This window comes from Pseudomonas sp. GW821-FHT10C09 (assembly GCF_059415465.1).
In genome coordinates this window covers 80,406-106,511 of sequence record NZ_JBWKNG010000018.1, presented here as the reverse complement: position 1 = coordinate 106,511, position 26,106 = coordinate 80,406, and the positions used below count along the sequence as shown (strand labels likewise).

The window sequence follows — 26,106 nt, the reverse complement described above, 5'->3', positions numbered from 1 at the left end:
GCATTTGCGTTACACAGTAACACTAAAAATGAGCGCGAGATAAGCGCGGGAAGTCTACAGGCCTCTCTAACCCGCGCATCTCGCCTGTTTCATGTTGAAGATGAGGCCGATTCAGTTTGTCGGCTAAAACGCGACAACAGCACGCGGTCCAGCACCCAGACCACCACCATGGAAGCTCCCACCAGCGGGAACATCACGCCCAGGGCGAGCATGATGACCGTCGCGGTTTTCCATTTCGGCAGGTCGTGACGCAGTGGCGGCACACCGAATTTGCCCTGTGGCCGACGCTTCCACCAGATCACCACACCACTGACGGCACTGAGCAGAATCATCAGGCAAATCAGCAGGACGATGATCTGGTTGACCACGCCGAACATCTTGCCTTCATGCAGCATCACGCCGATTTCCGTAGCGCGGGCGACGGTGCCGTACTGTTCGAAGCGCACATCGGCCAGGACATCGCCGGTGTATTGATCGACATGCAGCGTGGCGTCGTTACGCGGGTCGTCGGCGAACACGGCGATGGTGAACACACCGGTGGCGGTTTTCGGGAAGGTGACGCTGTAACCCGGCTCGACCTTGCGTTGCACGGCGATGTTCTGCACGTCTTGCAGGCTGATGGTCGGTGCGGCGGGGCCGGCCTGTGCGCCGCCGTGCGCCATGTGTTCGGCGTGGTCGCCACCGGACATCGGCATCGGCGTGTTTTCCATCGCCCACGGTACGGTCTGTTGCGTGGCGGTGTTGAGGCTGCGGGCCTGTTCATCGGATTTGGGTACGTTGTCCCACATCGCGGCCGGGAACACATTCCAGACGCCTGCGTATTGTTGGCCCCAGAACCCGGTCCAGGTCATGCCGCTGAGCAACATCACCAGCAGCAACGACGCGCCCCAGAACCCGGTGACCGCGTGCAGGTCACGCCACAGAACGCGACCACGACTGCTCAGGCGTGGCCACAAAATGCCTGCGGCCTGACCACGCGGCCACCACAGGAATACCCCGGACACCACCAGCACGATGCCCCAACCAGCGGCCATTTCGATCAGTCGATCACCGACGGTGCCGATCATCAGCTCGCCGTGAATCGCCCGCGCAATGGCTTGCAGGTTTTTCTTGGCATCTTGCTCGCCGAGGATGTCACCGTGGTACGGATCAATGAACACGTTGAGTTCGGTGTCGCCGTTGATCACGACGAATTGCGCACTGCGTTCGGCGTTGACCGGCGGCAGGTACTGTTTGATGGTTGCTTGTGGATAAGCCTCTTTCACCCGCTTGAGCAGGTCATCGGCGGACACGGTGTGGTGGCCGGCCGGGACGTTCATCAGGCTGCCGTACATCAACGGGTCGAGTTGCGGTTTGAACAGGTAAAGGGTGCCGGTCAGGGCCAGCATCACCATGAAGGGGGCCACGAACAGACCGGCATAGAAATGCCAGCGCCAGGCCAGGTTGTAGAAATTCACTTTGGGCTGTTTCATCACGTGTGCTCCGCTTTGGCTTGGGTCTTTTGTTGTTGTCTGGTGACTGCTGCGCAGTCATTCGCGAGCAGGCTCGCTCCCACATGGGTGAACCTGCTCGCGATGCTTTTAGAAGCTCATGTCCACCTTGGTCCAGAGCGTTCGCCCCGGTTCTTTAATGGCCTGCGGGTCATTGGCCGGGTAGCCAAAACCGGCGTTGCCGGCCAGGTTCAAATGCTCGGCGTAGGCCTTGCCGAACAGGTTGTCGACGCCGGTGCTGACCCTCCAGTGTTTGTCGATCCGGTAGGCACCGTTGAGCGAGAACACGCCGAAGCCCGGGGTCTTGTCGAAGTCTTTGCCGACGACGTTGCCCTTGTTCTGATCAATGCGGTTTTGCGCCGCGACCACTCGCCACAAGGCGCCGGCGCTCCAGTTGTCTTCGCTGTAGGTCAGGCCGAAACGCGCATCCAGTGGCGGCATTTGCGGCAGTGCGTTGCCATCGCTGCTGTTCTTGCCCCAGGCGTAGGCCAGGGTGGCGTCGGCCTTCCAGTTGGAGGTCAGTTTGTAGGCCGCACCGAGTTCGCCGCCCATGATTCGCGCGTCGATGTTCTGCGCCTGGGAGGTGGTGCCCATCGGGGTCGGGAGGTAGTTGAACAGGATGTAGTCGTGGACTTTGCCGACGTAACCCGAGGCCCAGGCGTCGAGGTCTTCGGTTTTGTATTGCAGGCCGAAGTCGAGCTGGGTGGTTTTTTCGGGCTTGATCGAGTCGAAGGCATTCACCGAGCCGGCGGGGCCGAGCTTGGGTGAAAACAGCTCCCAGTAATCCGGGAAACGCTCGGTGTGACCGATGCCGGCGTAGAGGGTGGTCGGGCTGTCAGCCAAGTCATGCTCATAACGGACGAAGCCGCTTGGCAGGGTGTCGGCGCGGGTGTCGTCGGCGGTCGGGTTGGGGCGGGTCATCATCCCCGAACCGGTGGTTTGCCGGTAATCCTTGGCCGAGGCGCGGTCCAGCCGCGCGCCGGTAATCAGCCGGTCGCGGTCGGCGGCGTACCAGGTCAGTTCGCCGAACGCGCCGTAGTTGTGGAAGTCAGCGTCTTCGGTATAAGGCAGGTTTTTGTAAGTGTCGATGCCCATACTGCCGCGTTGACGGTGTTCGCTGGTCTGCGCGTCGATGCCGCTGATCAACTGCACATCGGCCCAGCGCCAGGTGCCCTTGATCCGCGCGCCGACGGTGCGGCGGTCGACGTTGGAGGCCATCGGGCCGGACATCATTCCGGTGCCGGAAGGCGTGCGCAGGGTGTAGTTGTCCATCACGTGGTCGGCGTAGTTGTAGTAGATCTGCGCTTCGACCTTGTCCAGCACGTCGCCAATGTTCGACTTCTCGAAACGCAGGCCCAGGCTCTCGCGCTTGAATTGCGAACCGTCCATGCCGCGCCCGGCATAACGCGCTTCACCATCGCCCTTGCCGGCGGTCAATTCCAGCAGGGTGTCGGCGTCCGGGGTCCAACCGAGCATGACATCGCCGTTCCACTTGTCGTAGCGCGAGGGCACGGTGTCGTTGTTGCCATCGCGATAATCGTCGGCGTGGGCGGTGTTGCCGATCACTCGCACGTAGCCCAGTGGCCCGCCGGCAGCGGCGTCCAGCACTTTGTCGAAACGGCCGTTGGAGCCGCCCAGTACGCTGGCGTTCACCCGCGTGCCGAGTTCGCCGAAGCTTTCCGGTTCACGGTCGAACAGGATGGTCCCGGCGGAAGCTCCCGGTCCCCAGAGGACGGTTTGCGGACCTTTGATTACGGTGAGTTTGTCGTAGGTTTCCGGCGAGAGGTACGAGGTGGGCGCGTCCATCCGGCCGGGGCAGGCGCCCAACAACTGGCCGCCGTTGGTGAGGATGTTCATCCGCGAACCGAACATGCCGCGCAGCACCGGGTCGCCATTGGTGCCGCCGTTGCGCACGAGGGCGAAGCCGGGGATGGTTTTCAGGTAGTCGGCACCGTCGCTGGCCGGCACGGGTTGGCGCGGGTCCTTGGGGTTGGTGACAATGGTCAGCGGCGAGCTGGGGGCAATCGCGGTGATCACCGTCGGGCTCAGTTCTTCGTTGTGGCCAGCGTGTTCATCGGCCAGCGCCATGGGTGTAAGTAGAGCGCCACAAAGGAATGCGGTGGCGTGCCTGAAACGAACACTGGCGTCGTTCAGGGCAAAAGAAGCTTGGGCAGTGCTCAAGCGTGAGTCAGCAGAAAACCTGGACATGACAATTTCCATCGAACGGCATAAACGACACGGCCGACAGCCAAGGCAATTTCCTTGTCAGAGCGAGTTTTTGTGGCGAGCGAGCTCCCTTGCCACAAAACCTCGCTCCCACAGGTTTGCCTGGCTGGCTTCTAAACCGTGTGAGATCAGAGGTGGGTGTTTACGCGACGATGGGCGGGGCGCGGGTTCGGGCGCCGGGGAAGACGGTTTGCCGGGCGTGGCCCAGGCGGGGGGACGGGGTAGTGAAGGTGTTGGCGGGCGGGGTATTGAAGGCGGTGAATGAAACTCCGCCGGTCAGCGCCGGGCAGTTGAACAGCAGGCTGCAATAGCCGCATTTTTCCCAGATCGCGTGGTGCGACGGGGTGGGCGGGCAGTGCTCGGCAGCGGGTTGCGCGCCGTGGTCGGCGTGCTCCATTGCCGACATATCCATGCTCATGTCCATCGACATGTTCATGGTCATTGCAGAGGCGCGCTGATCCATCGGCATCGACTGAGAAATCAGCGGACCGATAAAGATCATCAGCATGGCGAACAGGCTGATCCAGCTGCCGCGCGTCAGGCTCAATGACTGACGACGGTGTGCGGATGACCTGGCGCTAAGCGGGCGCATGGCGGATTCTGCTCTGCCGGTTACTGGGCGTGAGCGTGCATCTGCATGTCTTCAGGCGGCTTCTTCTGCACCGAAACTTCGACCGTGACGTCACCGGCCTTCTCGAAATGCATCGTCAGCGGAAAGCGTTTGCCGTCGCTCAACAGGCTGCGGTCTTTCAGGTTGACCAGCATCACGTGATAGGCCATCGGCGCAAACGTGACGTTGCCGCCCGCCGGAACATCGACGCTAGGCACCTGTTGCATCTTCATCAGATCGCCTTGCATCACGTGTTCGTGCAACTGCGCCTCGCCTGCAATCGGCGAATCGACACTGACCAGGCGATCAGCGGTTTTTCCGCTGTTTTGAATCACGAAATAGGCAGCAACGGTTGGCGCGTTGGGCGGCAACTCCTGCGACCACGGGTGAGCGATCTCCAGCTCGCCGACTTTGTATTCGTGAGCATTGGCAAAGCAGGCAGGCAGCAGCAGCGCGGCCAGAACGATAAGTTTGTTCAACATGGCAGTTCTCCAGAGCGATTCAAAACGCAGGTCAATTGCGAGAAGGAATCACACCAGAGGGGAAGCGCGGGGATTGAGACTGGGCCATTGCTGGCGCGGTGTGGGGATATCGAGTGTGACGGCGGGCAGGCTTCGATTGGCCTCGAACTGCGCGAAGTACAGCTGCGGCTCATGCCCTGGCAGCGCCACGACAGGCGCTGCGCCCGAGCAACACCAGCAATGCTGCATGTTGGAATGTTCGTCGCCTTGCGGTGCTTTCTGCCCAAGATCGCCCAGGGAAATCGCCACCATCTTGGTGCCGCTGGACGTGCAGAAACTGCCCCACAACAATTGCTCGGCAGGCGATTTCGCCGACTGCGCCATCGCATTGCTCATCGGCATGGCGAGCATGTTGAACAGCACTGCGAAGCAGGCGATCCAGGCAATTGCAAGCCGATGTCGGGACATGAGGAAATCCGTTTGGGTGGGCGATCAAGCGCGGCTATTTAGCCTGATCAGGGCCGATAAGTAAAAAAGCGGCGTGCGGTTTGGTGTCGCAGTGCACTCAGAGTGCACTGGCATGCAAGCGCAGGCCCAAAGCTTTCATAACCTTCATGATAGTCACGAATTCCGGATTGCCAGTGCTACCGAGCGCTTTGTATAAACTTTCACGACCCAGGCCTGCATCCCGGGCAATTTGTGTCATGCCCTTTGCTCGGGCTATGTCATTGAGGGCGGCACGTATCAGTAATCCGTCTCCAGCATCCTCTTCAAAGCATGCATCCAGGTAGGCAGCCATTTCTTCCGGTGTCTTGAGAAACTCGGCGGCATCGAAGCGGGTGAATTGCTCGGCCATGACTTACTCCTCATTACCGATGTTTTGCGCCATTTGAAGGGCGCGTTTGATGTCTCGTTTTTGAGTGGACTTATCTCCACCCATCAACAGCAAATAAACCACTTCACCTCGACGGGTGAAGTACATCCTGTAGCCGGGACCGTAATGAACACGCATTTCATAAACAGCTCCGCCTACGGATTCGCAATCTCCAAAATTTCCATGCTCGGCAGCCCGGAGCCTGGCAATGATGCGAGCTTTGCCAATGATGTCTCTCAGTGAGTCGAGCCAATCGGCAAAAGTACGGGATCGTTCGAAGTCGATCATGATCGATCGTATTCCTTGGGATACAAGTTGGCAAGATACACTTTCCTCGGGCCGAGTTCAGCCGGCCCTCGAGATGCAGGGTTAGTGTGCTTGTTAAGATCTGAGGACCCGGACTATAGGGATGAAGCCATAGAGTGAATAGCCGGCTCCGTCCGAGAGTGTTGCCGGCAAAATCGCGATGTTAAGCAGTTATCAGGAATGGTCCGACATCGAAAGAGTAGCCAGTACTTCACCCACCATCCCAAATTCCCGATCAACCCCCGGCAACACCGGCCGCTTCAACACAATCACCGGCACCCCACGCTCCCGCGCCACTTCCAGCTTCGGCTCGGTCGCGGTGCTGCCGCTGTTCTTGCTGATCAGCACATCAATCTGCCGACGCTCAAACAGCTCGCGTTCATCCTCGATCACAAACGGTCCGCGTGCGCCGATGACTTCGCAGCGGTCGTTGCCGGGGTAAACGTCCAGCGCGCGCAGGGTCCAGAATTGCTCCGGCGGGATTTCGTGCAAGTGCTGCAGGGGTTCGCGGCCGAGGGTGAACAAGGGGCGGTGGAAGGGTTTCAGGGCTTCGATCAGTTCGGCCCAGTCGGCGACTTCGCGCCAGTCATCTCCCGCCTGAGGTTGCCACGCCGGACGGCGCAGCGCCCAGCAGGCAATGCCGGTCAACTGCGCGGCAGTGGCGGCGTTCTGGCTGATTTGCGCGGCGTAGGGATGGGTCGCGTCCAGCAGCAGGTCGATGCCTTCGTCGCGAATGAATTGCGCCAGACCTTCCGCCCCGCCATAGCCGCCGACGCGCACCTGACAGGTCAGATCCGTCGGCACCCGACCCACCCCGGCCAGGCTGTAAATGTGTTCAGGGCCAAGGGTGCGAGCGATGGCCAGCGCTTCCGTCACGCCGCCGAGCAGCAAAATGCGCTTCATTGAAAAGCTCCCGCATGGCCGACAATCCCGCCCTGACGGTCAATCGCAAACACTTCAACCTGAACCTGCGCCGGCACCACGCTGCGAGCGAAATCCAGCGCGTGCTGGCACACCGCATCGCCCAGCGCGATGCCCGCAGCACTGGCCATCGCCAAGGCTTGCTGGCTGGTATTGGCTTCGCGAATGGCCTGTTGCAGCGCTTCATCAGCGCCGACCGCCGCGGCCCATTCCGCCAGTTGCGGCAGGTCGATACTGGAGTGTCGGCTGTGCAAGTCCATGTGCCCGGCCGCCAATTTGCTGATCTTGCCGAAGCCGCCGCACAGGCTGAGTTTATCCACAGGCACTTTGCGCAGGTGTTTGAGCACGGCCCCGACGAAGTCGCCCATTTCGATCAGGGCGATTTCCGGCAAGTCGTAGACCCGGCGCATGGTGTCTTCACTGGCGTTGCCGGTGCACGCGGCGATGTGCAGGTAACCGTTGGTTTTGGCGACATCGATGCCTTGGTGGATCGAGGCGATGTAGGCTGCGCAGGAGAACGGCCGGACGATGCCGCTGGTGCCGAGAATCGACAGTCCACCGAGAATCCCCAGGCGCGGGTTCATGGTTTTCAGCGCCAGGGCTTCGCCGTCCTCGACGTTCACGGTGACCTCGAAGCCGCCGCGGTAGCCGAGTTCTTCGGCCAGCAAGGTCAGGTGGTCGGTGATCATTTTGCGCGGCACCGGGTTGATCGCCGGTTCGCCGACGGCCAGCACCAATCCGGGACGCGTCACCGTGCCGACACCGCGACCGGCATTGAAGCGTATGCCCGGCCCGGCGCTCAGCCGCACCTGCGTGTACAGCAGGGCGCCGTGGGTCACGTCGGGGTCGTCGCCCGCATCTTTGATGGTTCCGGCTTCGGCGCCGTCGTCGGTCAGGCGACAAAATTCAAGGCGCATCTGCACGTGCTTGCCCTTGGGCAACACGATCTCGACCGCGTCAGCACCCAGGCCGCCCAATAACAGCCGCGCTGCGGCCAGACTGGTCGCGGTGGCGCAGCTGCCGGTGGTCAGGCCGCTGCGCAACGGGGCGGGTTGTTCGGCGGTTTCGTCACGCATCGCAGGGCTTCGTCACGTCCAGCAAGGTAATCGGCAGCGCTTGGCGCCAGGTGTCGAATTCGCCCAACGGCTGCGCCTGGGCAATGTGGATGCGGGTCAGCTCGCCGCCATGCCGTTCGCGCCAGGCCATCAGGGTCATTTCACTTTGCAGGGTGACGGCGTTGGCAATCAATCGGCCGCCGGGTTTGAGTTGCGCCCAACAAGTGTCGAGCACGCCCTCGCGGGTGACACCGCCACCGATGAAAATCGCGTCCGGGCGTTCGAGCGCGGCCAGGGCCTGTGGTGCGTTGCCGCGAATCAGTTGCAGGCCGGGAACGCCGAGAGCGTCGCGGTTGTGTTCGATCAGCAGCTGCCGACCTTCATCGGCTTCGATGGCCAGCGCGCGGCACGTCGGGTGCGCGCGCATCCATTCGATGCCAATCGAGCCACTGCCGGCGCCGACGTCCCACAGCAGTTCACCCGGCACCGGCGCGAGGCGCGCGAGGGTGATGGCGCGCACGTCGCGTTTGGTCAGTTGGCCGTCGTGTTTGAAAGCCGAGTCCGGCAGCCCGGCCAGTCGCGAAAGGCGTGGCGTGTTCAGCTCGGCGAGGCACTCGATGGCGATCAGGTTCAGGTCGGCGATCTGCGGATCATGCCAGTCGTTGGCAACGCCATCGATACGCCGTTCGGCTGCATCGCCCAGATGTTCCAGCACGGTGAGCCGGCTCGGCCCGAAACCGCGCTCGCGCAGCAGTGCGGCAATCGCCGCCGGGCTTTGACCGTCGTTGCTCAGCACCAGCAAACGCACGCCACTGAACAACTGCGCATTGAGGGCGGCGAGCGGCCGGGCAACCACGGACAGCGTCACCACCTCCTGCAACGGCCAGCCCATTCGCGCGGCGGCCAGCGAACAGGAGGAGGGCGCCGGCAGGATCTGCATTTCTTCGGCGGATACCTGGCGTGCAAGGCTGGCGCCGACGCCGAAGAACATCGGATCGCCGCTGGCCAGCACGCACACCGGTTCACCGCGACGGGCCAACAGCGGCTCAAGGGAAAATGGACTCGGCCACAACTGCCGTTCGCCACGGATGCACACCGGCAGCAAATCCAGTTGCCGCTGACCGCCCATAATCCGCGAAGCGCGCAGCAGGGCATGCCGGGCGTTTCTGCCCAGGCCCTTGAAGCCGTCTTCACCGATTCCCACTACTGTCAGCCAGGGTGACATCTGCAGTCCTTAAAAATAGTCCTCAATCGGACGGTTCCGACGGGCAGGCTTTTCATGCCGCCTGACAAAGCAGGCATAATACCGCGCCTTCGCCCGCGAAGCGCCTTTCCCACACAGCCGGTCGCCCCCTTGAACGAACGTCCGATGTCCACTGCCTTACGCCCCTCGGCTTGCCCGGGGTTGCTGCGTATTGTTCAGGCACTGGATGGCGGCATCTGCCGGATCAAGTTGAATGGCGGTTCGATCAGCGCCGATCAGGCCGACGCGGTGGCGCAGGCTGCCGAACGCTATGCCGGGGGCGTGATCGAGGCGACCAACCGCGCCAACCTGCAAATTCGCGGGATCGGCGGTGAACACGCCGCCTTGATCGACAGCCTGATGGCGGCCGGGCTCGGCCCGAGCAGCGCCGCTGGCGATGATGTGCGCAACCTGATGCTCAGCCCGAGCGCCGGGATCGACCAGCACCTGTTGATCGACACGCGCCCGTTGGCAGGGCAGATACTCGCCACGCTGCAAAACGATGCCCGCATGCACGACCTCAGCGCCAAATTTGCCGTGCAACTGGATGGCGGCGAAGCCTTGGCGATGCTCGAACATCCCCATGACTTGTGGCTTTCAGCGGTTGAGCGTGATGGCGAACAACGGTGGGCCTTCGGTCTGGCCGGGTGCCCGACAGACTTTCCCGCCGGTTCGGTGGCGCAGGATCAGGGGCATGCGCTGGTCGTTGCGGTGCTGGAATTGTTTCTTGAAGGGGCACGTCCCGAGCAGACACGCATGCGCCATCTGCTCGCTGAATGTTCACTCGACGCGTTTCTTGCTCGGCTGACCGAGCGAGTGTCGCTGAAAGCCGTCGAGGGTTGGCAACGCATCGCAGGACCTGACTTCTTGCACATCGGCGCGCATCCGCAGCGTGACGCCGAGCGCGTGTACATCGGCGCAGCGCCGCCGCTGGGACGTCTCGATCCCGCGATGCTGCGCGGTGTTGCACAACTGGCTCGGGAACACGGCAACGCCAGCCTGCGTTTCACACCGTGGCAAAGCCTGTTGCTGCCCGGTGTTCATACCGAATATGCAGCTCAAGTTATCCACAGCCTCGAACAACTCGGCCTGCGCTGCTCGGCCGACGACGCCTTGGCCCAACTGATCGCCTGCACCGGTTCGACCGGTTGCGGCAAAGGCCTGGCCGACACCAAGGGCGATGCCCGGCAACTGGCCGCGCTGCTGCAACGCCAAGGGCAGGCGCTGAACATTCACCTGTCGGGTTGCTCGCGTTCCTGCGCCGCTGCGCACATCGCGCCGATTACCTTGCTGGCAGTTTCTGCCGGTCATTACGACCTCTATTTTCGCGATGCAGCACAGCCCGGTTTCGGCGCGCTGCACGCACGCAATCTTACTATTGAAGCGGTCGCAGCCTTGCTCGACGACCGCTCACGGAGCCCCCTGGATGCTTGATTACATACGCGACGGTCAGGAGATCTATCGCAACTCCTTCGCGATCATTCGCGCCGAGGCCAACCTGGCACGAATCCCCGCCGATCTGGAGAAACTCGCGGTGCGCGTGATCCACGCCTGCGGCATGGTCGATGCCATCGACGGCTTGCAGTTTTCCGAAGGCGCGGGCAAGGCCGGGCGCGAGGCGCTGGCCGCTGGTGCGCCGATCCTGTGCGACGCGCGGATGGTCAGCGAAGGCGTGACCCGCGCGCGACTGCCAGCGAACAATCAGGTGATTTGCACCCTGCGCGACGACAGCGTTCCGGACCTGGCCCGAGAGTTGGGCAACACCCGCTCCGCCGCGGCTCTGGAGCTGTGGCGCCCGCACCTGGAAGGCAGCGTGGTGGTGATCGGCAACGCGCCGACCGCACTGTTTTACCTGCTGGAAATGCTCGATGCCGGCGCGCCGAAACCTGCCCTGATCCTCGGCTTCCCGGTGGGCTTCGTCGGTGCCGCCGAATCCAAGGCCGCACTCGCCGCCGACAGTCGCGGTGTGCCGTTTGTGATCATGCAAGGCCGGCTGGGCGGTAGCGCCATGGCCGCCGCCGCCGTCAACGCCCTCGCCACGGAGATCGAATGATGCAGCAACCTGGACGCTTGATCGGCCTGGGCGTCGGCCCCGGTGATCCGGAACTGATTACCGTCAAAGCCCTGCGCCTGTTGCGCGAATCGCCAGTGGTGGCGTACTTCGTCGCCAAGGGTAAAAAGGGCAACGCCTTCGGCATCATCGAGGCGCATTTGCAGGACGCGCAAACGCTGCTGCCGCTGGTGTACCCGGTGACGACCGAAGCGCTGCCGGCCCCGCTGTCGTACGAGCAAGTGATCAGCGATTTCTACGATGCAGCCGGCGAAGAGCTCGCGGCGCATCTGGACGCGGGCCGTGACGTGGCGGTGATCTGCGAGGGTGATCCGTTCTTTTACGGCTCTTACATGTACCTGCATGATCGGCTGGCGGAACGCTATGAAGCCGAAGTCGTGCCGGGCGTGTGCTCGATGCTCGGCGGCGCTTCGGTGCTGGGCGCGCCGCTGGTGTACCGCAATCAGAGTTTGTCGGTGCTGTCCGGCGTGCTGCCTCACGACGAGCTTAAGCGTCGGCTGGCCGATGCCGATGCGGCGGTGATCATGAAGCTGGGGCGTAACTTCCCCAAAGTGCGTCAGGTGCTCGAAGAACTCGGCCTGGCGGAGCGCGCGCTGTACGTTGAGCGCGCGACCATGGCCAATCAGAAAATCGTCCCGCTGGATCAGGTCGAGCCGATGTCCTCGCCATACTTCTCGCTGATCATCGTTCCCGGCGAAAGGTGGCAAGGCTGATGGCCCGTCCAGTTCCGGCAATTGTCATCCTCGGTAACGGCAGCCTCGCGACGGCGCGCAAAATCCAGCAGGTTTACCCCGGCGCATTGATCCATGGCCTGGCTGAACGGGTAGAAGGCGCGGACCGTGTGTATCACGAGTTCGGCGCAACCATGCGTGAGTTTTATCAACAGGACACGCCGATCATCGCGCTGTGTGCGGCCGGCATCGTCATTCGCACGCTGGCGCCGTTGTTGCTGGAAAAAGGCGCCGAGCCGCCGGTGCTGGCCGTGGCTGAAGACGGCAGCGCCGTGGTGCCGCTGCTCGGCGGGCTGGGTGGTGTGAACGTCATGGCGCGGGAGATTGCCGCCGGTCTTGAGGTCTCAGCGGCGATTACCACCAGCGGTGAATTGCGCTTTGGCACTTGCCTGCTCAATCCGCCGAGTGGTTACGCGCTCGGTAATCTGGAACTGGGTAAACGCTTTGTCTCGGATTTGCTCGCCGGCCAGAGCGTGCGCATCGAAGGGGCTGCACCGTGGCTGGCGCAAGCACAGTTGCCGGAAGATCCCCAGGCGCAGTTGTCGATTCACGTCGGCAGTGCCGAACGCATGCCAGCGGCCAACGAGTTGCTGATCTACCCGCGCAGCGTGCTGGTGGCGGTGAGCGCCGATGTGGCGGACCTGCCGAAGGCGATTCGCGCGGCGTTGCATCAGGCCAACATCGCCGTGCAATCGCTGGCGTGCCTGTTGGCTAGCGATCTGCACATGGCGAACCCGGCCTTGCGCGAAGCGGCGCTTGAGCTGGGCGTGCCGCTGCGGTTTGCAGGGGATTGCGGCGACGTCAGCGAACTGGCCCGCCACAGCGTGCCGGACGCTACCGTCGTTTCGGCGGACGCAGGTATTGCCATTGCCGTGGCCAGTCAGCCGTTGGACCTTGCCCGGATCGGTCGTGCGCGTGGTCGCCTGGCGGTGATCGGCCTGGGCCCGGGTGCTGCCGAACTGATGGTGCCGGCCGTCAAGGCTGAGCTGGCGCGCGCCAATGATGTGCTCGGTTACGAGACCTACGTGCGCATGGCCGGGCCGTTTCGCGACGATCAGGTGCTGCACTGCACCGATAACCGTGAGGAAATGCAGCGCGCTCGCCATGCGTTCGAACTGGCAGCCCAAGGGCGCTCGGTGGTGGTCGTGTCTTCCGGCGATCCCGGCGTGTTCGCCATGGCAGCCGCGGTGCTCGAAGCGTTGCACGAATCGACGGAGCCGAGCTGGCACAACGTTGATCTGGAGATTCTGCCAGGCGTTTCAGCTTCGCTTGCCACCGCGGCTCAGGCCGGTGCGCCGTTGGGCCACGACTTCTGCGTGATGTCCCTGTCGGACAACCTCAAGCCTTGGGCAATCATCGAGAAGCGCCTGGACCTGGCGTCTCAGGCTGACCTGGCGCTGGCGTTCTACAACCCGATCTCGCGTTCGCGTCCGTGGCAGTTGGGGCGGGCACTGGAGATTGTCGCGCAACACCGCACGGCAGAAACGCCCGTGGTGTTGGGGCGGGACATTGGTCGCCCGGGCCAGACCTTGCGTGTCACCACGCTGGGGCAGTTGACCCCGGATCAGGTGGACATGCGCACCATGGTGCTGATCGGCTCTTCTACAACCTGTGTGTTCCCGCGTGCCGAGGGTGGTGAGTGGGTGTATACGCCGCGCTGGTACGGCGACAAGCCCGCCAGTTGAGTCATGACGCCCCTTCGGGGGCGTTTTTATTTGATCTTTTTTATGTCTGGCGCTTTCTCAAGGCAAATCGTTTCATCACCTGACCACGCAGCGTGACCGCCATAAGCGCCCTCTTCGTGTCGAGTTCGTCTCTGTTCAATTTTAGAAAGGCACGTTGCTGAACAAGTGTTGCCGATTGTTTTTCCCAGGGCCAAAACAAGAAACTGCTTCTTTTGGTATCGGCGACCAACTCAAGATTAAAGATGGCCATGTGAAGGTTCCCCTTTGAGTCGTAACGGGATGGGGCTACCTGAAAACGATGGCCTTTAAGGCTTTCTTCATCCAGTGAAAGCAGGGCGGGTTTATCGGGCTTCAACGCATCCAGGGTGTCAATCATGGCCTTGCCTTGCCTGGGATTCATGGTGTGTGCGCTCTGCACCAGAACATCGGCAATGCTCCCCGAAACCGTCGTGCGTGTGCGTGTTGTGATGGCGCCTTCATGGAGCGACCAGCCAAAAAATATCAATGTGCGAACGTATTCATCCAGCCAGAGTTGTGAATTGGCGAAGCGATTGTGACCGAGGTCGGCCGACCGGGTTGCGAGTTGCGTGCAATCGGTCAAGTCATCGAAATCTTGCAAAGACAGTTCGTCAATGCACGAGATAAGGTTATGGCTTGTTACCACTCCGGCAGTTGTTTCAATACTCATGGCTAGTTCCTTTGTTATGTAGCGCGTGTGCCGCGAATATTGCGGTGTTCGCGCAGATTACAGTTCGTCAGGCAAAGTGCTAATGATGAGTTTGCTTGTATTTGTTTCTGATACATATGTGGAATTCAATTGCGGTTTGTTGGCTGGGGAAGGGTGCGTTAGATTCGGTCTGTGCCCGCATTGGGCAGTTGATTAAACAAGGAAGTGTTGAATATGGATAAGATGGAAAGTGTGTTGAGTATTGATGAAAGCATTGCTTTGGTAAAAGCGCGTATCAGTAAGCGGTCATCCATGCCGGTTGCTGTTTCACGGGTGAAGAGATTTGCGGTAACAGCCCCTTCCAGCCCGACCAAAGAACTGGATGCAGTGGTGTTGGCCGATACACTCGTGGGCTATGGCGCCAATATTTCTCTGGAAAACATGGCCATTATCGAAAACCTGATCAAGTTTGCAAAACTGGAGGCCAGTTTCGAAGTTCCAGGCAATAACCCGCGAGCCTGGTATCTCGCTTTTCTTCAGTGTATGGATGACGTGGGGTGTTTTGTCGCGGACGCGGGGTACACCGCCTATCAGAAGAGCGCTCGTCAACTGACGATGGATAACATTGTCACCGATATCATCAAGGCTGGCGTCGATGCAGCGAAGGCAGCGATTCCTGGTGCTGCGGCGCTCAGTGCGATAGTCGACTCGACGTTGATTGCGTTGAAGAAAGAACCTGAAGCAATCAATTTGTTTAATCGTGAAGTCACTAAAGACAAAGGCGTCAGGTTGGCGGTAATGCCCTGCGATCAGTTGGCAAACGGTATTATTCTGACTTCGATGTCATCGATTGATAGCGTCGGTGGTCAACAGGAAACCGGGCTTGTTTTTTTCGACTGGAAAACATCGGGGCGCGATATTTTTCGCGGCAGTTCTTACATTACTTTTAATCCACTTCGTTATGCGGCAGTCAAGGATGAGCTGGAAGAGTATCTTGGTCAACATTATAAGGCGGTGCTGAGTAAAAGGTTTCAACGGCGCAAGAGCGCCATTCAGTAAGTTTCTCGGGCCAGTGATGCAATGTCATTGGCCTTTTAGTCGTCGAGGGGTTTGATTTTTAATCATTGTTAGTCTTTTTACAGGGAGGTGTGTCTGTGCGTGAGCAAGAAGCTCGCCGTGCGAACGGTTACGTCAGTTTTATTGATCTTTTCAAGTTGTCTGATCTTGAACTGGCATTACACGAGTACAAAGGCACTGATGAATACGACGCGGCATTTCGGTATTACTTCGGTTGTATTGGATTGCTCGATTTACCGCGAATGCGTGTGCCGCTTGGATTGCTGCTCCAGGCACTTGGGTCTTTTGTAGAACCCTCCAGGCGACGCCGGCGTTCTGCGGAAGTGACGGTGCTGGCGGAACCCGGTGAAGGACAGTCCCCCACGCTGACAGACATTCACAACCGGGTTGAAGCTTTTCAGACGCGGTTGTCCAGCAGTGTTGAGCAGCTAAGGGTTACCGCCACCGAAGTGCCGAAAAACCTGCACTTTGTATGGCTTGGCGGCGGCATCGGGGATATCCAGCGCGATTACATCAATGTCTGGAAGCAAGCCCTCGCGGGGGAGGGCTATCACCTCAAACTCTGGTACGACAGCGACGCGTTGCTGGCCTACGAAACCAACCGGATCGTGGTCGAGGCCGCCAAGGCTGATGCGATGATCAACGGTGGAGCGACCAGCCAGACAGCGTTTGAACTGGGTGACAAGTACGAAGAGCGGGCCATTGTCCTCAAGCAACAGATGAGCGCGCATATCACCCGCGCGGTAAAACGCGGTGAATCAGCTGACGGCGCACGCATTGATCTTCTGGTCCGCGCTTATGGGCAGAACGAAGCGCACTTGAAGGCCTTGAAGGTCAAAAACAACGAAAGCCTTTCGGCGCTGGCCGAGGGCGCTCTTGAACTTCGTGACCTGGCAAACAATGGTGCGCCGCTACGTTTGCAGGCCATTTATGAACGAGAAATCAGCCTGCGCGGCAACTTTGCCGCCGCCTCCGATGTGGTGCGCGTCGAAGCCTTGATCGCTGAAGGGGGAAGTTACGCGGATGTCGATAACCTGCCGCCTCTTCTGGACGTGATGGGTGAGGTGGACATCAGCCAGTTTGGCGCGGATGCACGCCTGGGCGTGCTGCAATTGTTGCTTGATCACAATCCGGAATGGATGCCGGGCCGCCAGGCGCTTCGCAGCAAATACACAAACTATTTTGAGGTCATCCCCCAGGAACATCGTCCGGCGCTGGAACGATTTGCCCAAAGTCGTCCAGCATTGAAAAGTGTGTTCCGCCCACCTGTCGAGCGCCTCGTTCGTCCGGCCGGACTGCGCGCTGTCGCCGAGCAAAGCAGTTTGAGTAATGCATTCCTGATGGCGCATCCCGGCTCGGCAATGCTGAGTGCAGTCATCGAACGTTTCAGGCTCAACTACGAAATGGTCGATGCCACGGCTCGGTTGGCCATGCAGAGAAAGGTCGCCTTGATCGATGCTGAAGCGATGATCAATCTTGCGCGGGAGGTCATCGAGAAAAAATTCGGTCCTTTGCAAGAACTGCCAATGGAAGAAGACCTGGCGCTCAATTTTCTGGTGGAAGCAGCCGCCAACTATTACAGCGATGGTATTCGCCCACAGAGCGAAGTGACGATCTACCTGACCGGACCTGCGGCGATGCGTGACGCGATAGATGCCTACGTCCGAATGCACTTCACCCCGCAGGCGGCTGACAACTGGCGAGAGGATGTCGCTATTGCTCCCATCGCGACCGTCAACCGGTCGACTGAAGAGGAGCTGGATCACTCCTGGAAAGAAAACGCGAGTGACACCTCCCAATGGTTGGCCAGTGAGCAAAAGCGCTGGCAGGAAGGGAAGTTCAAAAACCGCTTCAAGGGTGACATGGGGGCGTTGCTGAAGTACCAGGCCATTGATTTCGAGGAAGGCTGGCCGGTCATCGAAGGGCGTCATGTGTTGTCGACCGATTTGTTGCAACACTTGGCTGATGAACTCGGTGAGCCGTTTCTGCAGGCGATGAATGACCAGCTCAGCGATACGGTGACGTTTGAAAGGGCCGTGCCGTTGAGCTTTGATGACAGGCAATCGATCAGCGCCCAGGACGCTAAAACGCTGCCTCCTGCCTCGCTGAGCGACACGATGAGCCAACATCTGTCAGTCGATGAAATCTTGAGCGCAATCGCCAATGGCTCGTTCTCGACGACGCAATTGAGCCCCTCTCAGCGTCTGTTGCTCGGTGCTTTGCTGGGAGCCAAGGCCCTGGATAACCGCAGCTTCGAGGCGCTGAGTGCCGAGCTGGATAACCTGGTCAATACGCTTCGCGATCTGGGTGTTTCGGGGCGTTATGCGGCTATTGAACGTCAGCTCTTCAAACACAATGCGCCGGCCTTCGTGGCAGGAATGAACAGCGCGCCCGATGAACCGCCAGCGTTCTCCGAGCATGCACTGGATCTCAAGACCAATGCCCTCGCGCAACCTCTGACCTTGCGGCAGTGGGGGCAGCACGTCGCCCGAATCCAACAGGTCGCCAAGCTTGAGTACCGTGACCGGGTTGTCGAGCGAGTGGGTATTGTTCTGGACAGCTTCCATGCGGGTACGACGAAGCTGGTGCCACAGGATTTGCTTCTACAGGGGGCTGGCGAGCGGGTGGGGGGGCGCTGTTATCCGCTGGCACTGGCGATGGCCGCGGCGTTGGTACACGGTCCTGCTGCCGCCAATACTTTGCGGGAGCGCTTCTACCTCGGGGTTATTGACCCCGAGGAAAATGACTCCGCGGTATTCCTGCACGCGGTGGAGGAGATGTGCGGCGTGCAGCTTAACGAAATGGGCACCGCCCTTGCGCGCTCTGATGTGGCGCAGGTGGTGGCGGCACTGGAAGCCAGGACGGCCACCAGTACCTTGATGCTCAACTCCAACAACCACTCGATGCTGGTGGCGAAAACCTTTGTCGGCGAGCGCGGCCTCTATCACTTCTACGATCCGAACTTCGGTGTGTTCGAATTTGAGCAACCGCTGCTGTTTCGCGAAGCGTTGGAGCAGTTCTTCCTGCACCATGAAATGGCCAAACAGTACGCCGCTTATGGCGACGCGATCCGGCCGGCATTTGACCTGATCGAACTGGACGGTGCTCGTCTGTCCGCGACGGTATTGCCTTCGGGGATTCGTGTCTCCGAGCTGCTGCAACCCGGCCCCTTGAAGGAGCAGTCATTGCCCGTGGTACGCCAGCGTCTGGCCAGTGCTCACGGCGAATCGCTGATGAGCAATCCACGGCTGGGCAGCAGCCTGCTGGAACTCGACAGCTATGGGTGGAGCCAGCAGATTCGCGAGGCAACCATCGATCTACTGGAAAAAAACCAGCTGTCGCATGAGTTTGTCCCGTTGTTCGAGACACTGGAGGTGACCCCGGTCGGTGAGTATCGCCTGAGCCTTATCGATCCCCAGAAGCCTAAGCACCTGGTGCAAGTCATCACCAATGATCAGCGCTTCCTGCGCATCAAGACGTATCTGTCAGAGCAATTCTCTGCGCTGGCGGCAAAACCCCGGATGCCGGTCAACGAGCCGGATCCGACGGGCGCGGGCAGCGTTCATACCTTGAACGCGGGGTTCACCCTCCAGGCGCTGATGAACGCGTTGCGCAATCAGGAAGGTGCCGGGAGACCCCTGACGATGGCTGTTCGGCTGCACGCCTACGTCAATTACGCACAGCTGGTGCATGGCAACGTGGTCGATGTGCTGGGGCTGGTCAAGCTGGTGCGCCAGGCGCTGGCTGAAGAGAAGGTGATCGCTCAAACCTGTGCGCCGGTGGTGACCGAAGCATTGGGGCATGTCGCCAATGAAGGCGTGGGTACGATCCTGGGCCTGGCCAACGCAGGATTCGATATCTACCAGTTGTCCACGGCCGACAACGACGTTGAGCGCGCGCAGTACGGTACTCAACTGGCATTCGATTCCGCCAGCGTGCTGCTGGCGGGGGCCGGAATCGGTGCCGGTGTAGTGGGGGCGAGCACAGCGGCCGCGGTGCTGGGTGGTGCCGGTGTGATTCTGGGCGGCCTGGCGATTGGCGCGGCGGCGCTCGCCCAGGGTTTTGCGGTCATTGCCGAAGAGGTCAAACAGGTCGGGTTGTTTTTTGACGGGCTGGAACGCGCCCTTCGCGAAGGCGGCTATCGTTTCGATGGCGCGGCCGACGCATGGCTGCCTCAATCGGTTCTGGTGTTCCAGACGATCGACCTGAGGGCGCGAACCCTGGTCTTCGGCAGCCCTGAGCTGTTCCCCCTGCGTGATCATTTCGGGGTCCCCGACTTTGAGGTGGATTACGCCCGAGCGATTGATGTTCGCCGCGAACTCGGTTTGCCAGGACGCGCCGGGTTTTCACCCGCTGCCGGCCAGGCCATTGTGCTGCCTTGCACGCCTAAAACGGTTTACGGCTATGAATACAAATGGCTGCCCTTTTCGACGCTGCGCCACGACGTCGGGTTTGATACGGCGCGTCGCCTGGAGAAGCGCAAAGTGGATGGCCAGCGTCAGTTCCTGTTTTCGTTCTATTCGTTTCCCGGTGACTACATTGTCTATCGGCTGAACCCGGTCTATCAGCCGACGGTAATCACTGTTCGGCTGGACGCGATCGCGCGCACGCTGGTGGTCCCCGCCCTGCCGAAACCGTGGCACGACAAGATCACTTATAAAATCGAGGGCGCAGGTGCGGACTGCTCGCTCGTGCTCAATCCCGGAGTGAGCGTTGAACTGGAGTCGTCGAGCCAGGAGACCTCGCGTTGGTTGCTGCAAGCCTCTTGGGCCAAGCAAAGCGATATTCGGGTGGAGCGTTTTGGCGGCCTCTCTATCGGCGCCATCAACGTCGAGATGAGCGGCAAGGGGCGACATGAGGTCCTGATAAAGATCGGCAAGAATCAAGTCTTCAAGGTCGATTTTGCCAAGACGACATTGATGGTTATCGAGCAGGACGCGACCCCGGGCATGGATGCCCAGGCGTTGCAGGATCACTTCAAGACGCTGGCCCGAGCGCATCGCTTGGGCATGCCTTACACGCCGGTTCATCAGTTTCCTGTCCCCTTCGAAAAACCGGATGAACCGAGGTTTACGACGGCTTGGTACGACTCGGCTTTCGATCGCTTTCTGTACATCCGCGACGATGCGCTGGGTGAGGCCAATGAGGCGTTACTGGGTGCGGTGGTCAACGGTTATGCGTACTTCTATGACCCGCGAAACTACCTTGTCTGGCAAGTCGATGCAGTGACTGGCCTGCTTGACCGGCGTTATCGGCTATTGCTTGCTGAAGCCGCCGACAGTCTTATCACCCACTGCAAAGAGACGGCGCATGGGGTGATCACCCTCGTGCAAAAGGTCACTCGCAAAGACCTGACGGTGGATGAGTTTGTCTACCAGCTGCATGAAGACGAACTGTTCTTGAGTTCGATGACTCGAGACCTGGACCCGGCATTGGAAGTGGTCGTGAACCAGCGCGAGACACTCGACGACTGGGCTCAGGTATTGGGTGAGCATGTTGTATTTGCGCATACACCGGCCAACGCTGTGGTGACCACAGTCGACTGGCAGCCTGCGGCGTACGTTTCTATCTGCTGGAAGGTGGATTCGACACTGCGCGACCTCGCCTGGATTCGCCGCAGTGACCGCCTGATTGTCCGCCCTGCCGCGTCGCGACACCGGGAGCGAGGCTGGCCTGACTCGATCAAGAATCTGCAAGAACTCACACTTGTCCCGCCGACGAACCATGAAGGTGATGTGTTCGTCGTCTACGACAAGGTTGCCAAGCGTCTGTCCCGGCAGCAACGAATCAACGGGACCTGGAGCGTTGAACGGATTGAACCCGCAGGGCTGGTGAACGTGGTTGCCGTTGAAGAGGAGTATCTGGCGCTGACCGATAAAGGCCTGTTCTTCAATGTGACCGCTGAAGGTCGCCTGCAACTGGGTGGCGTGACGGATGACTGGCTCAAGGATCGGGCACTGTGGTGGCTGGCACTCGACACCGTGGCAGGCCAATACCCGGCCGCGAGTTTTGCCATTGTGGGATTGACCCACATGCACGGTCATCTGCGGCTAAGTGCCTGGTACGTGAACAATCGGTTGCTGTTATCCGATCTGGGGCGTGGTGGGGAAGTGCGCTTGCTCAGCGTTACGCCGGACAACGCTTCGGCCTGGTTGCTGGAGCTTTCAACCGGTGAAATCTACCGCCAACGCTTTATCGATCCTGCGCAACTGGACCGTGCATTTGGCCAGGGCTCGAGAGTGTTGCAGGCCGACGCCATACCGGCGCCGGTGCGTGAGTGGGCGCCCTGGCGCTTTGCCGATGTCACAGCAGAAGGCGCAGGACTTCGCGCAACAACGCTTGAGGGCATCAATGTGGAGTTGCGCTATCAGGAGTCGGTATTGATCGCCGGGGTCAATGGTGATTGGGTGACTGCTCAGACCGGCCCGTTGCAGGATGGCCTTAAACAGCTGGCCCAGAACCACCGGCACGCGGCGTTCCTTGCGATAGAGCAACCCGACAACCTGCAATGGTACGTGTCTGAAACCGGGCGATTGATTCGGATTGCGGCGGCTTCGGCACCGGATGAGTTCGAACTCTTGGGGACACAGCACCAAACCAGTGTGTTGCTGCATGAGCGTAAAGACGGGCTGCTCCACACTTACCCCGGCAAGGAGAAGTCCGGCCCCGTCCGTTATATTCAGCGCAACTCTGAAGTGCTGGTGATCGAAGGACAGAAGACAGTCATTGACCTGATGCCGTTGATTCCCGACGACGTGAACACGTTGGTCCTTCGACTGGGGCAGGGCGCCGTCACATACTGCTTGTCGAAGGCTGTCTGGTTCCGGTTGGAGTCGGTCATTGTCGACTGCCGGCCGATCCCGGGACGTGATGTGTCAATTCCCGGCAAGTTGATCTGGGCGTTGGGCGCCTCAGACCAACTGACGCTGAGCAAGGTTCGGGAGCACTTGGTGATGGTCGATCCCGACTGTGGGCACAGCCTGATCTTTCGCGATGTGTTCTCGGCGGATGTCACCTTGCGGGGCGACGTGTTCCTTGGCATAGAAGGGTATCGATCTTTTGCTGTGTCCTTGTTGGTCAACGCGTTGCTGACCAAGCAAGGTAAAAAGGACAACGTCTTGCTCAGCGAGCTTGTACCGGAGCAGCGCATCGACCTCCCGATTGCAGAGGAGCGTTCCGGCAACGGGCAGCACTGAGTCCGATTGAAACAAGGCCGCAGGTTCTCTCGAACCTGCGGCCTTGAATGTCAGGGAACCAGGTAGCCTTTCACCCCGGTAAAGATGATTTGCGCGGCCAGTGCGCAGACGAACAACCCCATTAACCGGCTGACGATCTGCAATCCCTGGTCACCGAGAATTCGCTCGATGTGGTTGGACAGATAAAGCACGACACCCACGGTAAAACTGGCCAGGGTAATACTGAGAATGGCCGTGAGCTTGTCATCCCAATGCGGTTGGCCGATGCCCATCACCAGCAATGCACCGATGGTGCCGGGGCCGACCGTCAAGGGAATGGTCAGCGGGACAATGGTCACGTCCTGCTGCACGTTGTCGGTTTGCACCGCCGGCTTGCCTTGGGCCATGCCCAGCGCCGAGATGAACAGCACGCTGCCGGCCCCGATGCGGAATGCGTCCACGGTAATGCCGAACACACTGAAAATCACCCGCCCGAACAGGTACAGCAAGACGCTGGACACCAACGTGGCAAGCGCCACTTTCCAGGCCAGGCGTCGTTGTTCCTTGCGCGAGTAGCCGCGAGTCAAGCTGATGAAACAGGACAACACGAAGAACGGGCTGTAGAGCACCAGCATCTTCAGGTAAACGCTGAACAACACTTGGAGCATGGTGCAAGCTCACTGGCTAGGGACGTCGAAGGGAGTCTATCAGGCGTTGCGGAGTCTGTCGGCTCAGGACGGTTGCACCGTGGCCCGGTTCTGCTGATCACGCTCGGCAACCCAATGCTCGATCAGGTCACGCAATTGCGACAGCTCGACGGGCTTGGCCATGTGCCCGTCCATCCCGGCCTGGCGCGCACGCTCTTTGTGCTCGGCAAGGATATGCGCGGTCAACGCCACCACGGGAGTGCGTGTTCGTTGATTGCCGACTTCCCAGGCGCGCAGTTGCTGGGTGGCGGAGAAGCCATCGAGGATCGGCATTTCACAGTCCATCAACACCAGGTCGTAGCGCTGGGCTTTCATGGCTTGCAAGGCTTCTTCGCCATTGCTGGCGGTGTCCGGTTGCAGGTTGAGCTTGCCGAGCATGCCGCGAATCACCTTGGTCGAGATCGTGTTGTCTTCGGCCACGAGGATGCGGAAGTCGCTCGGAACCTTTACCGGAAGTGCCGGGCCGGTCGACAGGTGATGCGAAGCGGCCGGGCCTTTGTTGCGTTGATTCAGCTCGTCCGCGAGGGTGGTCTTGAGGGTGTAGCCGGCCACGGGTTTGGCGAGGATGCGTTTGATCCCGGAGTTGCGCGCAATGATCTTGCTCGGGGCATTGCTGATGCCGGTCAGCATGATCAGCAGAATGTCGTGATTGAGGCTTGGGTCTTCCTTGATCTTGGCTGCCAGTTGCATGCCGGTCATGCCGGGCATGTTCTGGTCCAGCAGGACCACGTCGAAGTAGTCGCGCAAATGCGCCTTGGTGCGCAGCAACGCCAGGGCTTCCTTGCCGGACGGCACGGCGCTGACGTTCAGGCCCCAGGCGCTGCACTGCTGCACCAGCACTTTGCGGCAGGTGTCGTTATCGTCCACCACCAATACGCGCGCACCTTGCAGCGGGCCATCGAGGTCAGAGGTCGGGTGTTCTAGCCGGTCCGGGTCCAGTGGCAGCGTCAGCCATAAAGTACTGCCCTGGTTGGCGCCGGTCTTGATACCGAACTCGCCCTGCATCAGACGGATCAGCTGACGCGCGATCACCAGTCCCAGATTGCCGCCCAGACTCGTCGCCGAGAGGAAATGCTTGCTGTGCAGTTCGGCGTGCATCAGGGCATCGCGCTCTTCGGCTTCCATCGGCACACCGCTGTCCTGCACGGCAATGCGCAGGCGTGGTTTGACACTGCGCTCATCAAGGGCGACGACGATCAGGATCTCGCCTTCTTCGGTCTTCTTCAGTGCGTTTTCCAGCAGGCTGAGCAGGGTCTGGCGCAGGCGTGTCGGGTCACCGCTGATGACGCGCGGCACCTGTGGCTGAATAAAGCTGATCAGTTCGACATTCTGCTGCTCGGCCTTGGCGCGGAAGATACTGAGGCAGTCTTCAATCAAGGCGTTGAGGTCGAACTGCACATCGTCCAGTTCGATCTGCCCTGACTCGAGCTTGGAGATGTCGAGGATCTCGTTGATGAGCGTCAGCAGTTCGTTGCCGGCGCTATGAATGGTTTGTACGTAGTCGCGTTGCTTGACCGACAGTGGCGTGCCCAACAGCAGCTCGGTCATGCCCAGCACGCCATTCATGGGGGTACGGATTTCATGGCTGATTTTCGCCAGGAATTCGGCCTTGGCGTTGATCTCGGCGTTGCTGGCGGCCAGGTCGCGGCTGATGCTGAAGCGATCTTCGGTGATGCTGCGCTGACGTTCACTCAGGGCAATGCTCATCAGCAGGCCACTGATGCAGATGAACACCAGAAGGGTAGTGATCAGGCCTTGCGGCGCGACCTGGGTCAGTCCCAGCAGTGCGGGCAATATGATCAGCGTGCCGATGTTGAACACCACCATCGCCGCGACGAAAAAGCGCGCCGGGCGATAACCCTTTTGCCAGTGATAGGCGCTGACGAACAACATGCTCAGGCCTGCCAGGGCTACCAGGGCGTAGGTGATAATGTTCAGCGGCAGGGTGTTGACGAACAACAGCAGCAGGCCGCAGACGACGATGAACAGAATGTCCGCCAGCAGCAATTTGTTCAGCGCGTGAGGGCCAAGCGGGGCAAAGAAGCGCCAGGCGAGCATCAAGCCGCTCGGCGCTGTCAGCAATAACGCGATGTAGGCGCCCGGCGTCTGGATGGCGTGCCAGTTCGGTAACCAGGGCCCGGCCAGGTTCAGCAGAAGCAGCAGGCTGAGCATCAACAACCCTTCACACCAGGCCAGCCAAAGGCTGCTGCGCGAGCGTGTGTAGGCGTAGCGGACGAAGTTGTGCAGGATCAGCATGCAAAGGCAACCGAACAGCAATCCGTAGATCAGCGTCTGGTTCTGACTGGCCGCAGTCATGACCGCCGATTGCAGGGTGATATATGGCCGCAGCTGATGGTCGGAGACCAGTCGCACGTAGACGTCGAGGGGCGTGTCACTTTGCGGCAGCGGCAACATGAACTCGCTGCTGGGCAGGGGGCGGTCAGCCTGGGGCTGCCCGGTGCCGGTCTGCACTTGATCGATCAGCTTGTCGCCGTCGAGGACAAACAGTTTGAGCGACGACAGGTCGGGGGCGAACACCCGCAGCAATTGTTCATGCTTGCCGGGGGCCAGCCTGAAGCGTAGCCATAACGCGCCATCGGGCTCGGCCGCATTGAGGCGATCAAGTTCGATGGGACTGAATTGGTTGGTGTAGCGAGCGGAACGGATGTCGCTGAGCTGCAAATCGCCCTGTTCGTCGAGCAATACTGCCCAGCCACTGCCTTGCGCGGCCTGGGCCGGAAGCATGCAGAGCAAGGTCAGCAGAGTGACGGTAAGGCTTATGGCGATCCTGAGCCAGCGCACGGCGA

Annotated in this window: 19 protein-coding genes; 6 read left to right on the top strand and 13 right to left on the bottom strand. The window is 60.3% G+C overall.

The window, feature by feature from the left end:
• Positions 1-89 precede the first annotated feature (89 nt).
• The 10 genes from AC07N8_RS19800 to cbiE form a co-directional block, all read right to left on the bottom strand.
• Positions 90-1,472, bottom strand: coding sequence for a PepSY-associated TM helix domain-containing protein (locus AC07N8_RS19800; RefSeq protein WP_493145696.1), 1,383 nt, complete (start codon positions 1,470-1,472; stop codon positions 90-92).
• 108 nt (positions 1,473-1,580) lie between these two features.
• A complete protein-coding gene (locus AC07N8_RS19795; RefSeq protein WP_493145695.1) occupies positions 1,581-3,698 on the bottom strand; it encodes a TonB-dependent copper receptor in 2,118 nt (705 codons plus the stop codon).
• Positions 3,699-3,858: 160 nt separating this feature from the next.
• Entirely contained in the window at positions 3,859-4,308 is a 450-nt protein-coding gene (locus AC07N8_RS19790) for a DUF2946 domain-containing protein (RefSeq protein ID WP_483841148.1), read from the bottom strand.
• 20 nt (positions 4,309-4,328) lie between these two features.
• Positions 4,329-4,808 carry a copper chaperone PCu(A)C gene (locus AC07N8_RS19785; RefSeq protein ID WP_483841149.1) on the bottom strand — a complete coding sequence of 160 codons (480 nt, stop codon included), beginning with the start codon at positions 4,806-4,808 and terminating at the stop codon, positions 4,329-4,331.
• 48 nt (positions 4,809-4,856) lie between these two features.
• Positions 4,857-5,255 (bottom strand): DUF2946 domain-containing protein, encoded by a 399-nt coding sequence (locus AC07N8_RS19780; RefSeq protein ID WP_140669647.1) that lies wholly within the window; start codon positions 5,253-5,255, stop codon positions 4,857-4,859.
• 97 nt (positions 5,256-5,352) lie between these two features.
• The gene (locus tag AC07N8_RS19775; RefSeq protein WP_483841150.1) at positions 5,353-5,643 is read right to left on the bottom strand and encodes an addiction module antidote protein; all 291 of its coding nucleotides are present in this window, start codon (positions 5,641-5,643) and stop codon (positions 5,353-5,355) included.
• A gap of 3 nt (positions 5,644-5,646) precedes the next feature.
• Positions 5,647-5,949 (bottom strand): type II toxin-antitoxin system RelE/ParE family toxin, encoded by a 303-nt coding sequence (locus AC07N8_RS19770; RefSeq protein WP_483841151.1) that lies wholly within the window; start codon positions 5,947-5,949, stop codon positions 5,647-5,649.
• Positions 5,950-6,141: 192 nt separating this feature from the next.
• Positions 6,142-6,870 carry a cobalt-precorrin-6A reductase gene (locus tag AC07N8_RS19765; protein ID WP_493145694.1) on the bottom strand — a complete coding sequence of 243 codons (729 nt, stop codon included), beginning with the start codon at positions 6,868-6,870 and terminating at the stop codon, positions 6,142-6,144.
• Positions 6,867-7,964 (bottom strand): cobalt-precorrin-5B (C(1))-methyltransferase, encoded by a 1,098-nt coding sequence (locus AC07N8_RS19760; protein ID WP_493145693.1) that lies wholly within the window; start codon positions 7,962-7,964, stop codon positions 6,867-6,869. The genes AC07N8_RS19765 and AC07N8_RS19760 overlap by 4 nt, the downstream gene beginning before the upstream one ends.
• The gene (gene cbiE, locus AC07N8_RS19755; RefSeq protein ID WP_493145692.1) at positions 7,957-9,168 is read right to left on the bottom strand and encodes a precorrin-6y C5,15-methyltransferase (decarboxylating) subunit CbiE; all 1,212 of its coding nucleotides are present in this window, start codon (positions 9,166-9,168) and stop codon (positions 7,957-7,959) included. Before cbiE ends, AC07N8_RS19760 begins: the two co-directional genes overlap by 8 nt.
• 144 nt (positions 9,169-9,312) lie before the next feature.
• Between cbiE and cobG the strand changes: the two genes are divergently transcribed.
• From cobG to cobJ, 4 genes are read left to right on the top strand one after another with little or no spacing between them, the layout of a single operon-like run.
• Positions 9,313-10,620, top strand: coding sequence for a precorrin-3B synthase (cobG, locus tag AC07N8_RS19750; protein WP_493145691.1), 1,308 nt, complete (start codon positions 9,313-9,315; stop codon positions 10,618-10,620).
• On the top strand, positions 10,613-11,239 hold the full coding sequence (locus tag AC07N8_RS19745) for a precorrin-8X methylmutase (RefSeq protein ID WP_493145690.1): 627 nt from the start codon (positions 10,613-10,615) through the stop codon (positions 11,237-11,239). The genes cobG and AC07N8_RS19745 overlap by 8 nt, the downstream gene beginning before the upstream one ends.
• Positions 11,239-11,970, top strand: coding sequence for a precorrin-2 C(20)-methyltransferase (locus AC07N8_RS19740; protein WP_262172661.1), 732 nt, complete (start codon positions 11,239-11,241; stop codon positions 11,968-11,970). The genes AC07N8_RS19745 and AC07N8_RS19740 overlap by 1 nt, the downstream gene beginning before the upstream one ends.
• Complete coding sequence (gene cobJ / locus AC07N8_RS19735; protein WP_493145689.1) at positions 11,970-13,673, top strand: precorrin-3B C(17)-methyltransferase; 1,704 nt, start codon at positions 11,970-11,972, stop codon at positions 13,671-13,673. The genes AC07N8_RS19740 and cobJ overlap by 1 nt, the downstream gene beginning before the upstream one ends.
• A 40-nt stretch (positions 13,674-13,713) precedes the next feature.
• Here cobJ and AC07N8_RS19730 read toward each other — a convergent pair whose 3' ends face one another.
• Entirely contained in the window at positions 13,714-14,361 is a 648-nt protein-coding gene (locus AC07N8_RS19730; RefSeq protein WP_493145688.1) for a hypothetical protein, read from the bottom strand.
• Between the two features lie 213 nt (positions 14,362-14,574).
• Between AC07N8_RS19730 and AC07N8_RS19725 the strand changes: the two genes are divergently transcribed.
• The gene (locus tag AC07N8_RS19725; RefSeq protein ID WP_493145687.1) at positions 14,575-15,399 is read left to right on the top strand and encodes a hypothetical protein; all 825 of its coding nucleotides are present in this window, start codon (positions 14,575-14,577) and stop codon (positions 15,397-15,399) included.
• A gap of 95 nt (positions 15,400-15,494) precedes the next feature.
• Complete coding sequence (locus AC07N8_RS19720) at positions 15,495-22,613, top strand: TcdA/TcdB pore-forming domain-containing protein (protein ID WP_493145686.1); 7,119 nt, start codon at positions 15,495-15,497, stop codon at positions 22,611-22,613.
• Between the two features lie 50 nt (positions 22,614-22,663).
• Here the strand turns inward: AC07N8_RS19720 and AC07N8_RS19715 are convergent, their stop codons facing one another.
• A complete protein-coding gene (locus AC07N8_RS19715; RefSeq protein ID WP_483841160.1) occupies positions 22,664-23,260 on the bottom strand; it encodes a MarC family protein in 597 nt (198 codons plus the stop codon).
• Between the two features lie 63 nt (positions 23,261-23,323).
• Positions 23,324-26,101: a hybrid sensor histidine kinase/response regulator gene (locus tag AC07N8_RS19710; protein ID WP_493145685.1), complete on the bottom strand. Its 2,778-nt coding sequence runs from the start codon at positions 26,099-26,101 to the stop codon at positions 23,324-23,326.
• Positions 26,102-26,106 lie beyond the last annotated feature (5 nt).